The sequence below is a fragment of the Porphyromonas sp. oral taxon 278 str. W7784 genome, assembly GCF_000467855.2.
Classification (GTDB): Bacteria; Bacteroidota; Bacteroidia; order Bacteroidales; family Porphyromonadaceae; genus Porphyromonas.
This window is the reverse complement of the sequence record NZ_KI259258.1, coordinates 366589-381562: the sequence shown is the minus strand read 5'-3', so window position 1 is coordinate 381562 and position 14974 is coordinate 366589. Positions and strand designations below refer to the sequence as shown.

The window sequence follows — 14974 nt, the reverse complement described above, 5'->3', positions numbered from 1 at the left end:
TCTTGCGGAAGGAAATTTTCTTCCGTGCGCACAGAAGTTTCTTTTCGTTCGAAGAGCCATCTTTTTTCGTTCGAAGAGAGGGATATTTTTGTTCGAACAGCAAGGCATTTTCCTTCGAAGGAAAATGCTTCGTCTTGCGGACGAAGAGGGTTGGCTTAGCCCAAGAAACGGAGGGCGCCTTGCAGAGCATGTAAGGGGCTCTTGCATCTGGTGCAAGGGGCGGGGCATAAAAAACGGAAGCCCGCCCTCGAGAGGGCAGGCTTCCGTTTGGGGGAAGAGGTGAGACGATGAAGGCGGAGACGAACTCAGCGAGCGTAGACGATCGCTGAAGCGACTTCGTCCGCCTTCGCCTTGCCTTGGAGCGCTTCGATGATCGCCAGGGCAAAGTCGAAGGTGTAGCCTGCGGACTTGGCCGTGATGAAGTTCGCACTCCGCACGACGGGTTGGGCGGAAACCTTCGCCCCTTGGAGGTGACCTTCGAAGCCAGGGTAGGCAATGGCCTCCTTGCCTTCGAGCAAGCCCGCCTTGCCGTAGACGGAGGGCGCAGCGCAGATGGCGCAGAGGAGCTTCCCCTCTTGGTTAGCCTCTTGGATGAGCTGACGAAGGCGCTGAGAGCCTTCGAGGTTAGTCACGCCAGGCAGGCCGCCCGGCAGGACAAGAGCAATGGCGTCGGCGCTGTAGACTTCGCTGATGGAGAGGTCCGCCTCGATGGCTACGCCGTGGGCACCCCGCACGTGGGGCTCGATGCCGACAGCGACGATGTGCGTGGGCAGACCTGCGCGACGAAGGAGGTCAATTGTCCCAATGGCCTCGATCTCTTCGAAGCCTTCGGCGAGGAAGACATATACGTTGTGAGACATAAGGGTACGGATGAATAGAATGGGACGAGGCTAAGCTCGTATCTTGAAGTGGTAGGTGATGGTACCTTCCTGTTCGTCGGAACCAGGGACGGCGTTGAAGCGGGTCTTGCGTGCCGCCTCGAGGGCCGCCTGACGGACAGTGGGGTCGGCGATATTGGTGCCGGGGGCGATGGTGGCACGAATTACTGAGCCGCTCCCATCGACGATGATGCGCACACGGACATTCCCCTCGACAGCACGTTGGACACGGGGCGCTACGAGAGCACCGCCGTTGCTGATGATCTTGCGCCCAGCCAGGGCGTAGCTAGAAGGACTCCCGTTGGGGTCGCCTTGGTTGCCCGAGCCAGAGGAAGCCGTGCCTTGGCTCCCGGCTTGACCCGACTGCTTGCCGAAGGCGCCTGCGACGGAATTGCCGATCTGCTGACTCTGCGCTCGGCGAGACGCTTCGAGGGCTTGAGCGGCCCGCTCGGCAGCTTCGGCCTTAGCCTTAGCTTGGCGCTCGGCTTCGGCCCGGCGGGTAGCTTCGAGCTGAAGACTACGCTCGTGCTCCTGCGTCTGAAGGGGCTGGTCGGCCACCCGAGAGCGGGAGCGCTTGGGGCTAGGCTCGGGGAGCGTCATCGCAGGCTGGGCAGGGCGGGGCGAAGCCTTGGGTGGCGCTTGCACCTGGGGAGCGGGCTCCGTGACGTCGGGCGTGCCACCGGGCTCGACGGCTCCGGAGGCAGAGGCTACGTTCCCCACGTTCACAGCGATGAGCACCTCCGTCGGCTTGGGGACGGGGCGCTCAGAGCTTAGCTTCAGCACCCATAAGAGGAGGAGAAGCCCGACGTGGAAGAGCACAGCCGAAGCGACGGCGATCGCTTGACGCTGAGGAGCTGATGGTTCGATCTGCGCCATGGTTTAGGTAGCTGGAGTAGGGTCGGTCTCGGCTCGTGTAGCCAGGACGACCTTGAGGGAAGCACGGGCAGCCGCATTGATGACGGCTACGACTTCCTTGTAGGGTACCTGCTCATCGGCTTGGATGGAGACAAAGGCTTCGGGATGCTCGGCGGCAAAGATGCCGAGTTGCTCCTTCAGCGCTTCCTGCGTCAGCTCGACGGGTGCGCTTCGGTCAATAAACATGTAGTAGCGCAGGTCGGGCGTCAGCGTGATGCGCACCGAAGGCGTCTCGGGCGCCGACTGAGGAGCAGAAGTGGGGAGCGTGACCTTGATCGTATTGGGCACGATGATCGTGCTGGTCACGAGGAAGAAGATGAGAAGCAGGAAGATGACGTCCGTCATCGAAGCCATGCTAAACGTATCGGCGATTTTGGTCTTGCGCTTGAGTGCCATGCGACTTCAACGATAAGTGGATGGGCGGAGCGCTAGTGCACTTCGTTGAGCATGTCCATGAACTCCATGGTCTTCGCCTCCATCTTGCCCCCGACCTTATCGAGCTCGGCGACGAGGTAGTTGTAAGCGAAGAGGGCAATGATCCCGACGATGAGCCCCCCGACGGTAGTGACGAGTGCTTCGTAGATGCCATTGGAGAGCAAGGCGACGTCCACCCCGCCCGAACCAGCATTAGCCATATCGAAGAAGGCACGAACCATCCCCGTCACCGTCCCGAGGAAGCCGATCATAGGTGCCCCAGCGGCGACAGTAGCCAGGAGAGGCAGGCCCTTCTCAAGGCGACCGATCTCGATATTACCGACATTCTCCACGATGACCAGTACATCCGACATCGGACGGCCAATGCGAGTAAGCCCCTTGCGGATCATGCGAGCGTAGGGCGTATTCGTGTCTTCGCAGAGCTTGATAGCGGAGGGAGTCTTACCCTCGAGTACGTAGTCCTTGATGCGCTCGACGAAGTACTTGTCCTCACGTCCAGCAGCACGGAGTTGGAGGTACTTAGAGACGAAGATATAGACCCCGAGGAGCGAAAGTGCCAGGAGGACGATCATGATCCATCCGCCCTTGGTGGCTAGGTCAAGGATGGAGAGCGAAGCTTGAGGCGCTGTATCAGCTAAAGTCTGGGCTAGAGAAGCCGTTGCGGTAGTATCCACGTGTTTAATTATCGATAATGAATGGTTGTTGATATTCTAGTCTTGGCGGAGGCACGAGCGGTAGCGCCGTATCGTCTCCTCTAGCCCGAGGTAAAGGGCGTCGGAGATAAGGGCGTGCCCGATAGAGACCTCCGAGAGTCCTGGGATCGAGGCAGAGAAGAAGGCGAGGTTCTCAAGGCTGAGGTCGTGGCCAGCGTTGAGCTCCAGCCCGAGACTAAGGGCATGCTCGGCCGCCTGTACGAAGGGAGCAATCGCCCGCTCCCGGTCTTCGGCGTAGAGAGCGGCATAAGGCTCGGTGTAGAGCTCCACTCGGTCGGTGCCGATAGAGGCTGCTTCCTCGAGGTTCCGGAGATCCGTACCGACGAAGATCGAGGTACGTATCCCCCACTCCTTGAGCTGAGCGAGGATCTCGGTGAGGAAGGAGCGGTTCGTAGCGACATCCCAGCCTGCACTGCTGGTCAGGGCGTCGGGGGCGTCGGGGACGAGGGTCACCTGATGCGGGCGTACACGCCCCACCAGCTCCATGAAGGAGGGGATGGGGTTACCCTCGATATTGAATTCCGTCGTCAGCACCTGCTTCAGGTCGTAGACGTCTTGGTAGCGGATGTGGCGCTCGTCAGGTCGAGGGTGTACCGTGATGCCTTGGGCTCCGAAGCGCTCGCAGTCGAGTGCCACTCGGACAAGGTCGGGGACATTCCCGCCTCGAGCATTGCGTAGAGTAGCGATCTTATTTACATTGACACTCAGTTGAGTCATACGTCGATCTTTTATACATTTGTATCCAGGAGTATAAATATACGCCTAATGATGCAAAGGTAAGTTTATTTGACCTACCTACGATAACTAACGCAGGTCTACACCGCTGTATGTATAAGATTGCGCTCATCGCCTCGCCTAATCTAGCCGCTCACGCCGAGCACCTCACCCAGCTTCTCTCCCTCCTGGATCGCCCTGATGTCAGCCTCTGGTGTGACCGGGCCTTCCGACAGACGCTCGCCGAGGACTTCGGCCTTCACCCCAAGATCGCCGGCTACATCCCTTCAGACTTCAGTCCTCTGGATATGGACTTCGTCATCAGTCTCGGGGGCGATGGTACGCTCCTCAGGGCAGCACGTAGAGTCTTCGCCGAAGGGACGCCGATCCTAGGACTCAACATGGGGCGCCTCGGCTTCCTCAACGATCGCAGCATCCAAGAGGCGCTACCGCTGATCGAGCGACTCTTCGAGGGCAACTACACGACAGAGGAACGTATGCTCCTCTCCGTCGAAGTCGATGGCACGCACTACGGAGAAGTGCTCAATGACATCGCTCTCCTCAAGCGTGAGACCGGCTCTATGATCACGCTCCATACCCGCCTAGAGGGGAAGGAGCTCGCCAACTACGAGTGCGACGGTCTAGTGATCTCTACGCCCTCGGGATCGACGGCCTACTCGCTCAGCGCCTACGGGCCCTTGATGATGCCCCAGACGCGCGCCATGCTCATCACTCCCATCGCCCCGCATTCGCTGACGATGCGCCCTCTGGTACTCCCCGAGGAGCAGACGATCGAACTCACCGTATCGGCACGTAACAATACCTTCCTCATCGTACTCGACGGCCAGACGAAGATCCTCCCCTGTGGCGTGCGTATCCGTATCCGTAAGTCGGCGAACACACTTCGTCTGCTACATCTGGACGACTACTCCTTCACCGATACCCTGCGTAAGAAGCTCCTCTGGGCAGCCCCCGTCAGAGAGTAGAAGCTCCGAGCAGGCATTCCCCTAAAGCGACTCCGCCCCAGAGTCTGTCCTAGTGACAGCTCTGGGGCGGAGTCTTTGGTATGAAGCACCCCTAGCTAGGGGCGTTCGTAAGTCTTAGCGGCGGATACCGAGTTCCTTGATGATGGCACGATAGCGCTCGATGTCTACCTTCTGTAGGTAGTCGAGCATGCGACGACGCTTACCGATGATCATCTTGAGCGCACGCTGCGTGCTGTAGTCCTTCTTGTTCTTCTGAAGGTGACCCGTCAGATGAGCGATACGGAACGTAAAGAGGGCAATCTGGCTTTCAGGGCTACCCGTGTCCGTAGAGGACTTACCATACTTTTCGAAGAGCTCGGTCTTCTTAGCTGAATCTAAATACATACGTTGTATTGTGGATAGTGAAACAAAATACCGACGTCGCCAGCTCGTCCCACCGCCTTCCCCCTAGCGAGAGAAAACCGGAGCAGTCAGACGACGTGCGGATCGTGAGCGCAAAGATACGAAGAATTAGCGAGTTGGCCTCAAGCCTAGTTCTCTTAGCGCTGGAGTAGCGGGAGCAGAAGGGAGGCTTCGGCTTGTCTCCGAGCGAGGGAAGGCACTACCTTAATAATAAGGATCGGGAGCGACCTTAGATAAAGGCAGGAGACTGCCCTCAATAAGGTAAAGTAGTACCATAAATAATAAGGTAGGGCGCTACACCTCGTACCAAGCGCTCGGCTCGCCTAGCGAGAGCGGGGGCGCACTATTGGTGCGCCCCTACTCCATTCTAGAGCGTGTAGTCGAGGCCGACAGAGAAGATCTGATTCTTGCGCGAGTAGACCTCCTTCGCAGGGAGCGTGATGCCGAGGGCGGGCTGAGAAGCGTACGCCTTGACCTCCTTCATGTGATCCTTGTAGGAAGAGATCATATAGGCCAGGTTGAGCTGAATCTCCTTCGTCAGGTGCAGCCCTACGCCTAGCCCATAGGAGGTAGAACTCATATCGAAGTGGATATTGCTCTGGTAAGCATCACTCACGCCCTTGCGTGTCAGCTGGACACCACCACTGACGTCGAGCCAGGAAAGGGCATTCCATTCGAGACCGAAGAGGTACTCGTTCGTGTCATGCTCGAGTGCCTTCTGCTTGTCGCCAGCCATACGGGCGTTCTTCTCGAAGAAGTGATTGTAGCTGACTGCTGCCGTCAGTGTCGGTAGGATGCGGTAGGAAGCACCGAGACCGAGGACGGCGGGGAGGTCATTGGCTACACGTGCGCCGTCTGCGAACTGGCTCATACCCGAGTCGTTTGACTTGGTTTTGTTCTTCACCTCGATCGCCGTACGGAATTCATATCGGGCACCGATATTGAGGCCTTCGTAATTGAAGTTCAACCCAAGGATGGGAGCAAGCCCTAGGCCCGTCTGCTTGACTTCGATATGCTTGTCGGTAGAGTTCTTCGCCAGCAGAGCGGGGACACCGAGTAGGGGCTGTACCTTCTGCTTGACAGCATCGGGCAGGCCATTGATCATAGGCTTAGCCGCTTCGATACCAGCAGCGATGGCACCGAAGTAGAGAGGGGCGCTGTGCATCGCTCCATCTTCTCCACTGACCTTGATATCACGGATGTAGCCCGAGTAGGTATTGTAGGCATAGCTCAGACGAGCCCCTAGGTAAGCACTCAGATGAGCGTTGATCTTGTAGCTAGCTCCCAGCTGTAGCCCGAGGATGTACTGCAGGCCTTCGAGCTGGCTGTCTACACTGTACTTGTTAGCAGCCTTGAGGGGATTGAGCACACGGGAGAGGCCCACCTTCGCCATCGGAGGCAGTACGGCGTCGGGGAGGTTAGCCAGGCCAGAAGCCTGCTGGGCGATCGCCTGCGTGATGGTAGGGATCATCGCTACGCCCGACTCGAACTGAGGCAGTCCGCTGGTGAAGCGAGCCTTGCCCCCACCACCGAAGACGCCTGCTACGGCGGAGAAGGCCCAGTCGCCTCTCTTGTAGGAGGCCATGAGGGTAGGCACGATAGGTGCCGTCGCCTTCCCCTCGAAGCGTTTAGTAGCGCTTCCCCCACCGTAGGCGAAGGGAGCGAAGGTAGTCTCTATGTCTCTCCGCTGGAGGACCGTCTGGCTATTGATAGAGAAGCGCCAGCCGTCGGGCGTGAAGACGAGCCCTGCGGGGTTATAGTAGGTAGCGTCGATAGCCAGAGAGGCATTACGAGCCAGACTGCGCAGATAGAGCGCATGGAGGCTGGTATTGTTCAGCAGGCCACCCGCCTGGGCTACCGTCAGCGAAGAGAGGGCAAGAAGCCCAGTAAGTAGTTTTCTTTTCATCTTAATCTAGGATAAAGGAAGCCTCTCCGCCCCTAGGGAGCAGGTAGAGCGCTGAGCAAAGATAGACAAATCTGCACACTTTCCTTAATCCTGTGCAAAACCCGTTCACTTTCCCAGCCTACCGCCTCCCCCGAGCCGATACAAAAGGCAAGGGGTCTCTCGTAGTGCGCACTACGAGAGACCCCTTGCAGAGTCAATTTCCGAAGAGTAGCTCTTAGCCTACGTATTCGTCAGATACGGTGAGCTTAGCACGACCCTTAGCACGGCGTGCAGCTAGTACACGACGACCATTGGCAGAAGCCATGCGAGCACGGAAGCCGTGCTTGTTCTTTCTCTTACGGTTCGATGGTTGGAACGTTCTTTTCATCTCGGTTGTCTAATATATTTATTGCTTACTATTTCCTGATGGTCTGCATTTTGAGCCACAAAGATAGGCATTTTTATCTAACCTGAGCTAGCAGTCGCTCTATGAGGATGGGGAAGGCGTAAGCTCCCCGCTCGCTCTCAGGGATAAGGCGATAGGGCAGTGATGGGTCTACCCCCGAAGCTTCGATGAGGAAGAGCGAGGCGTAGATCTGGCGATGGGAGAGACGATGTGCGTGTCGGGCTATCGGGGCGCTATGGAAGCGAGGAGCCTGGAGCCCCGAGAGAAGGCGATGGAAGGACGCCTGCTCCATGAGTGCCTCTACCTCTACTCCCTCCTCTCCGGTCTCAATGAGTGGAAGCTCGTAGAGCCCCTGCCAGATGTCTCCCTCTCCACGGCGGTGAATCAAGATATGGGACAGGCCCGCCTCGTCGGTGACCCTAATGAGGAAGTAGTACATGTAGCGAGGGAGCACCTTGGTCTTCCCCTGCTTGATCGGGAGCTCCTCCTCGATACCGGAGCGATGAGCTAGACAGTAGGGCTGGAGAGGACACTCCGAGCAATGTGGGCGACGGGGGATACAGCAGAGAGCCCCGAGCTCTATGAGGCCCTGGTTGTGACGCCCCGGGTGTGCCCTATCCAGAAGAGCCTCGGCCACGGCCCAGTAGAGGCGCTGTCCCGTCGTGGTGTCTATAGGGGCGCTGAGGGCGAAGAGCCGACTAAGCACCCGATAGACATTGCCATCTACCGTCGGATAGGGCAGATCGTAAGCGAAGGAGAGGATAGCCCCTCGTGTGTAAGGTCCTACGCCGGGTAGTCGGCTGAGCTCCTCGAGGGTGCGGGGGATCTCGCCCCCGAAGTCCGAGACGATCAGCTGTGCTGCTCGTCGGAGGTTGCGACCACGGGAGTAGTAGCCGAGCCCCTGCCAGAGCAGGAGTACTTCATCCTCTGATGCTGCTGCCAAGTCTTCGACGCTGGGGAAGCGCTCGGTGAAGCGGTGATAGTAGCTCATCCCTTGGTCTACCCTCGTCTGCTGGAGAATGATCTCGGAGAGCAAGACATGGTAGGCAGAGACATCCGCTCGCCAGGGTAAGGGGCGGGCATGCTCATCGTACCAAGCGCCTAGGCGACTCTGGATCTCTCGTATATGGGGCATAGGCGGGAGCGCCTCGGCAGTAGTCCTTTTCATCGGGCACAAAGATACGCTATAGCATCGTAGCCCCTGCATCGCTGGGATGCAGGGGCTACGTCCATTATAAGTATAGAGGAAGGAGCGAGAGCGCTACTTCGTCTCTGCCTTGAGCACTTCGACAGCCTTAGCAAGCTGGGTATCGACGCCCTGAAGCACCTTGGTAGGATCAAGGGGCACGACGACATCGGGCTCCATCTGGGTATTCTCCAGATAGCGACCGTCCTTGAGTCGGAAGCCTACGGCTGGGATCCCGAAGTAGACACTGGGGTCGAGGAGGGTGACCCAGTTCACACTGGTCATCGTCCCTGCTACAGGCATCCCGACGACCTTACCTACCTTGAGATGCTGGTAGACCCAGGGCGTGCCGTGTGCATTGCTGTAGTCCGCCTCACAGGTCACGAGGACAGAGGGGCGGTTCCAGCGACGGGAAGACATCTCCGAGTACTGGCGTCCACGGACCACCTGATCAGCGTAATGCGTACCGGTGAAGAAGGCTTCGATATCCTCATGCAGACGGCCTCCACCGTTGTAGCGGATATCGATGACGATCCCCTTCTTCTGGTAGTACTTGCCGAGGACATCCGAGTAGACGGTACGGAAGCTTGGGTCGCCCATCGAGGGAATATGCACGTAGCCCAGTTCTCCGCCAGAGATACGCTCTACCTCGGCTGCACGCTGCTTGACCCAGCGCTGATAGAGTAGGCGTGAGAGTTCGGAGGAGGAGATGGGTCGGATGACTTCATCGTGCTGCTCCCCTAGTGGCGTGCGGTAGGAGACGAGCAGGCGCTTACCTACCTTATCATTGAGCAGAGGGAAGTAATCCTGTCCCTCGCGTAGCTCCACCCCTTCGATGGCAGTGATCACACAGCCCTTCTGGAGCTTGGTGCGTGAGGTATCGAAGGGCCCGCCTGCCACGATCTCATCCACGAGGAGAGCACCAGAGCCCTTCACGGGGGAGAGGAAGAGGCCGAGCTCTGCTGTCGGGAAGGCAGAAGAGAAGGAGCGAGCACGGGCTCCCGTATGGGAGACGTTGAGCTCACCCAATAGTTCGCTGAGCATCTCAGCGAAGTCCTGATTGTTGTCGATATAGGGGAGGAAGGTACGGTAGTGATCTGTCAGTTGCTTCCAGTTCACCCCGTGCATATCCTTGCGGTAGAAGCGGGCAGCCTCTTCACGTACGACTTCTTCGTACATGACTTCACGCTCCTTGATACGGTCGATGTGGCGTCGGCCAGCCATGGTGATCGCCTTGGTAGCGTCGGTCTTAGGATCAAGGGTCATGGGCGAGCTCCCCAGTATGAAGAGCTTCGTACCCTTCTTGTCAGAGGCGAAGAAGGGGTCAGAGAGCCCGAGGGACTTCTGTAGCTTCGACGTCTTCTTGCGCATATCGTAGACCCAGAGGTCTTGCCCTGCGTCCGAGGGAGCGAAGTAGTAGAGCTTCTTGCCGTCGGCAGTAAGGATGGCGTCGCCGTAGTCTGAGGAGGTCTGCGTCAGGCGCACCGTGCGCATGTCGATATTGTCCCACTCGATCAGGAGCTTCTTGCTCTTAGCCTCTTCTGAGCCTGTAGTTGGGGTCTTGTCCTTGGACTTAGTAGTGTCGGCCTTAGCCTTCTTCTCGGCTTCCTCCAGGAGGGCAAGGTCTTCGTCGTTCATGCGGTACTTCTCGTAGGCCTCACGATTGAGGAAGATCGCCATCAGGTCGGTCATAGAGCCCCAAGAGGCGTGGTTGCGCATGCCGTACTTGTCCGTCTCATATAGGAGGATGCTCCCGTCGCTAGACCAGCGGGGATTGCTGCTGAAGTAGCCACTATTCGTCAGGTTATGTATGGCCTTGCCTCCCTCAGCAGTGACGATACCGATGTCGGTATAGGGGGCACGATTGCGAGAGACATAGCAGACGGCGATCCACTTACCATCGGGCGACCAGACGTAGTCGCTCAGTGACTGTGAGCCGTCAGTGATCTGACGAGCCTGGCGGGTCTTGAGGTTGTAGACCATGAGACGCTCTCTGTCTAGGAGGAAGGCGACCTCACTACCATCGGGGGAGAAGAGGGGGTACATCTTCTCACCCTTGAGCGAAGGGATGAGCTTCTCTTCCTTGATCGCGTGGGCATTGGGGAAGTTAGGATCTTCGCTTCGCCCTAGCTTCGCCAGATAGAGGTCCCAAGTGCCGTCCTGACTGCTTGCATAGACTACACTCTTGTTATCCGCCCCGAAGGTCACCCCTCGATTAGCCTCAGAGCCCTGGGTGATCTGACGGGTGGTCGTGTAGTCCGTCGCCGTGACGAAGACGTCCCCACGAGAAGTGAAGGCGATCTGCTTGCCATCGGGGGAGACGGATGCCGAGCCTAGGGATCGGCTCATCGAGAGATGAAGCTGTTCGTCCTCGGGGCTGTCCTTGATGATGCGGACAGGCACCCGTTGCTCACGAGCTCCGGGGACGAGGGTGTAGATCTCGCCGGCATACCCGAAGCAGAGGAGTCCGTCCTGTGAAGAGGAGAGGAAGCGGACAGGGTCGCCCGAGAGCTTCGTGAGGGGCTTGGCCTCCGTCGCAGGCCCTGCAAGGCTCGCCTCGTAGACATTCATCGAGCCACCGTCGCGCTCACTGAGGAAGTAGAAGCTCTTGCCTGTAGGGGCGTAGACGGGATCTCTGTCTTCGCCATCGTGGCGGGCGACGAAGCGGTAGGTCTTCTTCTCTAGATCGTATTCCAGGAGATCGAGGGAAGAGGAGGAGGTGTGGTGCTTGCGCCACTCGTTCTCAAACGTCTTCACCTCCTGATAGAGGATACGGCGACCATCCCGGCTGATGCACACGGCATCGGCAGGCGTCGCTAGTATCTGCTCGGGGCGACCACCCGTGATAGGTACTCGGTAGAGCTCCGAGAGGAAGGCATTGGGGAAGAGTGCCGAGGAGGCAGGGTCTTGTATGTGCGCCTTGAAGACGACATACCGCCCGTCGGGAGTGAAGCTCTGAGGGATCTCCGCTCCCGAGTGCGTCGTCAGCTGTCGAGCATTTCCCCCGGTGGCTGGCATGATGTAGATATTGGTGCCAAGAGAATTGCGGTCGGAGGTGAAGGCGATCTGGCGCCCGTCGGGAGACCATACCGGATGGCACTCATAGGCAGAGCCCGAAGTGAGGCGACGAGCCTCGCCCCCCGAGGTGGGCACGGTGTAGATATCCCCTTGGTAGGCGAAGGCGATGGTCTTGCCGTCGGGAGAGATGGCTGGATAGCGAAGCCATAGAGGGCGCTCCTGTGCTACTGCAGTGAGCGTAGCAGAGAGGAGAAGCGTCCCATAGAGGAGAGGTTTCTTGAGATCCATTGGTTGATGAAGTTTGTAGAGGTGTCTGTTTTCTCTTGGTTCAAAGGTACGACAATTGGGGGGAAGGCTGGCTAACTGACTTTCCTCGCCCGTGGAGCCAGCTCCGACCCAGCCCAAGAGACCAACTAGTAGCACCAGTAGCGCCCCCGTCGAGGTAGCAGTAGTACCTCCCCCAAGGCGCTACTGCTACCTCCCGAGAAGTACTATCGGTGGAAGATCGTCCCCCACTCTACACCTTCCCTCGGAGCGGAACTCACGAAGCATCGACGGGAGAACTTCCGCCGCCGAGGAGGAAAAATCAGCGCTCAGAGCTTCGAAGCAAAAAGCCCGCAGAATGGGGGCTAGTAGAGCTACGAGGGAGCGAGTATTGCACGATTTTGCGAGAAATGTGTACTTTTGCCCGTATTTGTAACGCTCGCTAGGAGGAACTTTTCTCCGCCGTCGAGCCCTAGTATTCAAGGAGAACGGGGGGCGCCATCCCTCTATGAGACGGACGTCCCACTCCCCGCTCCGCCCCGGCGTCCCCACTGGTGAGACGTCCTAGGCACCGAGCCTAGAGCGGGGGAGCACTTGATAGAAAACGAATGAACTTACTTGAGCAGAAATTAGCATGCTATACCGAGCCCCAGAAGGCTCAAGCAGCTGGGATCTATCCCTACTTCCGAAAGATAGAGAGTGATCAGGACACCGTGGTGACGATCGATGGCCGTAAGGTCTTGATGTTTGGCTCCAACTCGTACCTCGGTCTGACGAACCACCCAGAGGTGAAGGCTGCCGCTATCGCTGCCGTCGAGAAGTACGGCACGGGCTGTGCCGGGAGTCGCTTCCTCAACGGTACTCTGGATACACACATCGCCCTGGAGAAGGCGCTAGCGGAATTCGCTGGCAAGGAAGATGCCATCATCTTCTCCACCGGCTTCCAAGTCAACCTCGGGACAATATCATGTCTCCTGGGCCGTGAGGACTACATCATCTGGGATGCCCTCAATCATGCCTCGATCATCGAAGGCATTCGCCTCTCTCCAGCTAAGAGTCTCCGCTACAAGCACAATGACATGGCCGCTCTGGAGCGTCGCCTACAGCAGTGCGATCCCGAGCGCATCAAGCTCATCGTCGTCGATGGCGTCTTCAGCATGGAGGGTGACCTCTGCAAGCTCCCCGAGATCGTCCAGCTGGCCGAGAAGTACGGAGCATCGGTCATGGTCGACGAGGCCCACGGCTTCGGCGTACTCGGAGACCACGGTCGTGGCGTCTGCAATCACTTTGGCCTCACCGACCATGTAGACCTGATCATGGGTACCTTCAGCAAGAGCTTCGCCTCGATAGGAGGCTTCATCGCTGGGAGCAAGACCACGATCAACTTCATCCGACACCAAGCCCGCTCCTATATCTTCAGCGCTAGCTGCACGCCCGCGGCGACAGCAGCGGCACACAAGTCGCTAGAGATCATGCTCCGTGAGCCTGAGCGTGTCCTCGCCCTGCAGGAGAAGACGAGGTACTGTCTGGATCGCTTCCGCAAACTCGGCTTCGAGATCGGTAATACCGCTACGCCTATCGTACCGCTCTTCATCCGAGACAACGAGAAGACCTTCCGTGTGACAGCAATGCTCTTCGAGGAGGGTGTCTTCGTCAACCCCGTCGTAGCACCAGCGGTAGCTCCTGAGGATACCCTCATCCGCTTCTCCCTGATGGCTACACACACCTACGAGCAGCTCGACGAGGCGATCACCAAGATCCACAAGGTCTTCCAGGCCCTCGCCATCCCTCTAGAGCCTCGTCCCTAGGCCTCACTTCGCCCTAGAGACCACTATTATGATGACTACAGCGGGTATCCTATCTCATAAAAAGGTAGGATACCCGTTAAGCTTATAGACACTCCTCTATAGCCCCTCTGTATGACTATGCTTCGCTCCACTCACTCCACCCTGTCCCTCCTACTGATCAGCCTCCTCAGCCTGGTCGCTAGTTGCCGTGCTACTCGTGAGGGAGGACAGGCAGCAGACGAAGGGGCTCAGACTGCCGAGAGCTCGGTACTTAGCTATCTCGGCGACTACCCCGAAGTAGAGCTCCCGCCGAATACCTACCGCTTGACCCTCCCCCACGTCAGCCCGCTGGAGGACTTCCGTGTAGAGCTCCTGCCAGCGCTGGCGAACACCGACCCCACCCACACCAGCATCGATGGTCGCTTCGTCACGGGCGAACCGCTCGGTGAATACTCGTCCTTCCGCTACCGCCACGGTGAGGGCGTCGTCGTCCTCTTCGACAAACCTATTGCAGGGCTAGACGCTAAGCCCTTTATCTTCGGCGAACCGCTCCTGCTTCCCTTCCGAGGCAATAAAGAGATCGCTGTCACCACCAACGACTCCATCCAGGTAGCCTATCGCTACTGGAGAGCCATGAGTAAGCCTGTGCTTCTCAGCCCCGATGCTCCCTCGGAGACCGCTCCCAAAAAGAAGGGCTACGTCCTCTACACCGTCACTGCCCCCGACCGACACAAAGGCGATAGTCCAGACTACTATATAGAGCTCATCCCCTGCCGACGCATGAAGGTAGACTGCAACATCCATGTACTGAACGGGAAGTTCGAGCTCGATATGGAAGCCGAGGGACTTAACCTACCCTATATCTTCAAGAGCGACGGCAAGACCATGTCTACACGTATGGGCTGTCCCGATGACCGACTAGAGGAGAAGCTCATCCGTCACATGGGGCTCTTCGTCCTACGCAATGCTGGGGATTCGGTGATGCTCTACCTACCCCAAGGCTTCTCCCTACTCTGTCGCTACTACCGCCCCGACGGCAAGCGCAGCCTCCTCCCGCCAGCGACCACACCTAAGGAGCAGAAAGCGACCAAATAGAAAGCGACTTATACCACTATTACCAGAGAGAAACACACAGCTCCAGCCTGGCAGCAAGCCTAGAGCACAATAAAATTTGATAGTTTTGCATACGGATTGGTACGCTCAGTAGTGATCCCCACCACTGTCGGTGTGCTCGCATCCAGCGGGGTGCTATGCCGTAAGCTTGGGCTTATGATAGTCTGACATTCCATTAGCCCTGCGATCGTAGCTCTGGGACTTCGGCTCTCGTGCTACACACTCTCCCTCAACCCATGTTTAGGGCAAGAGGGGAGGAAAGCCACCATTTA

The 14974-nt window shown here is 58.0% G+C and carries 13 protein-coding genes; 3 read left to right on the top strand and 10 right to left on the bottom strand.

Annotated elements, in window-relative coordinates; genetic code table 11:
• Positions 1-305: 305 nt before the first annotated feature.
• Genes HMPREF1556_RS08175 through HMPREF1556_RS08155 form a run of 5 tightly spaced genes read right to left on the bottom strand, consistent with a single transcriptional unit; the run spans position 306 to position 3658 of the window.
• Positions 306-860 (bottom strand): DJ-1 family glyoxalase III, encoded by a 555-nt coding sequence (locus tag HMPREF1556_RS08175; RefSeq protein WP_021667966.1) that lies wholly within the window; start codon positions 858-860, stop codon positions 306-308.
• A gap of 30 nt (positions 861-890) precedes the next feature.
• Positions 891-1754 carry an energy transducer TonB gene (locus HMPREF1556_RS08170; protein WP_021667965.1) on the bottom strand — a complete coding sequence of 288 codons (864 nt, stop codon included), beginning with the start codon at positions 1752-1754 and terminating at the stop codon, positions 891-893.
• A gap of 3 nt (positions 1755-1757) precedes the next feature.
• Positions 1758-2189, bottom strand: a complete 432-nt coding sequence (locus HMPREF1556_RS08165; protein ID WP_021667964.1) for a biopolymer transporter ExbD — start codon at positions 2187-2189, stop codon at positions 1758-1760.
• A 32-nt stretch (positions 2190-2221) separates the two neighbouring features.
• On the bottom strand, positions 2222-2902 hold the full coding sequence (locus HMPREF1556_RS08160) for a MotA/TolQ/ExbB proton channel family protein (protein WP_021667963.1): 681 nt from the start codon (positions 2900-2902) through the stop codon (positions 2222-2224).
• 36 nt (positions 2903-2938) lie between these two features.
• Positions 2939-3658 carry a pyridoxine 5'-phosphate synthase gene (locus HMPREF1556_RS08155; RefSeq protein WP_021667962.1) on the bottom strand — a complete coding sequence of 240 codons (720 nt, stop codon included), beginning with the start codon at positions 3656-3658 and terminating at the stop codon, positions 2939-2941.
• Positions 3659-3768: 110 nt separating this feature from the next.
• Here HMPREF1556_RS08155 and HMPREF1556_RS08150 point away from each other — a divergent pair, with 110 nt between their 5' ends.
• On the top strand, positions 3769-4641 hold the full coding sequence (locus HMPREF1556_RS08150; protein ID WP_021667961.1) for an NAD(+)/NADH kinase: 873 nt from the start codon (positions 3769-3771) through the stop codon (positions 4639-4641).
• A gap of 114 nt (positions 4642-4755) precedes the next feature.
• Here the strand turns inward: HMPREF1556_RS08150 and rpsO are convergent, their stop codons facing one another.
• From rpsO to HMPREF1556_RS08125, 5 genes are all read right to left on the bottom strand, one after another.
• Entirely contained in the window at positions 4756-5025 is a 270-nt protein-coding gene (rpsO, locus tag HMPREF1556_RS08145) for a 30S ribosomal protein S15 (protein WP_021667960.1), read from the bottom strand.
• Between the two features lie 385 nt (positions 5026-5410).
• Positions 5411-6949 carry an OmpP1/FadL family transporter gene (locus HMPREF1556_RS08140; RefSeq protein WP_021667958.1) on the bottom strand — a complete coding sequence of 513 codons (1539 nt, stop codon included), beginning with the start codon at positions 6947-6949 and terminating at the stop codon, positions 5411-5413.
• A gap of 214 nt (positions 6950-7163) precedes the next feature.
• Positions 7164-7316, bottom strand: a complete 153-nt coding sequence (gene rpmH, locus HMPREF1556_RS08135) for a 50S ribosomal protein L34 (RefSeq protein WP_021667957.1) — start codon at positions 7314-7316, stop codon at positions 7164-7166.
• A 73-nt stretch (positions 7317-7389) separates the two neighbouring features.
• Entirely contained in the window at positions 7390-8502 is a 1113-nt protein-coding gene (gene mutY / locus HMPREF1556_RS08130) for an A/G-specific adenine glycosylase (RefSeq protein ID WP_021667956.1), read from the bottom strand.
• Positions 8503-8595: 93 nt separating this feature from the next.
• The gene (locus tag HMPREF1556_RS08125) at positions 8596-11826 is read right to left on the bottom strand and encodes a S41 family peptidase (RefSeq protein ID WP_021667955.1); all 3231 of its coding nucleotides are present in this window, start codon (positions 11824-11826) and stop codon (positions 8596-8598) included.
• Between the two features lie 584 nt (positions 11827-12410).
• On the opposite strand from HMPREF1556_RS08125, the gene HMPREF1556_RS08120 reads away from it, so the two are divergent.
• A complete protein-coding gene (locus HMPREF1556_RS08120; protein WP_021667953.1) occupies positions 12411-13610 on the top strand; it encodes an aminotransferase class I/II-fold pyridoxal phosphate-dependent enzyme in 1200 nt (399 codons plus the stop codon).
• A 117-nt stretch (positions 13611-13727) separates the two neighbouring features.
• Positions 13728-14684 carry an ecotin family protein gene (locus HMPREF1556_RS08115; protein WP_055703363.1) on the top strand — a complete coding sequence of 319 codons (957 nt, stop codon included), beginning with the start codon at positions 13728-13730 and terminating at the stop codon, positions 14682-14684.
• Positions 14685-14974 lie beyond the last annotated feature (290 nt).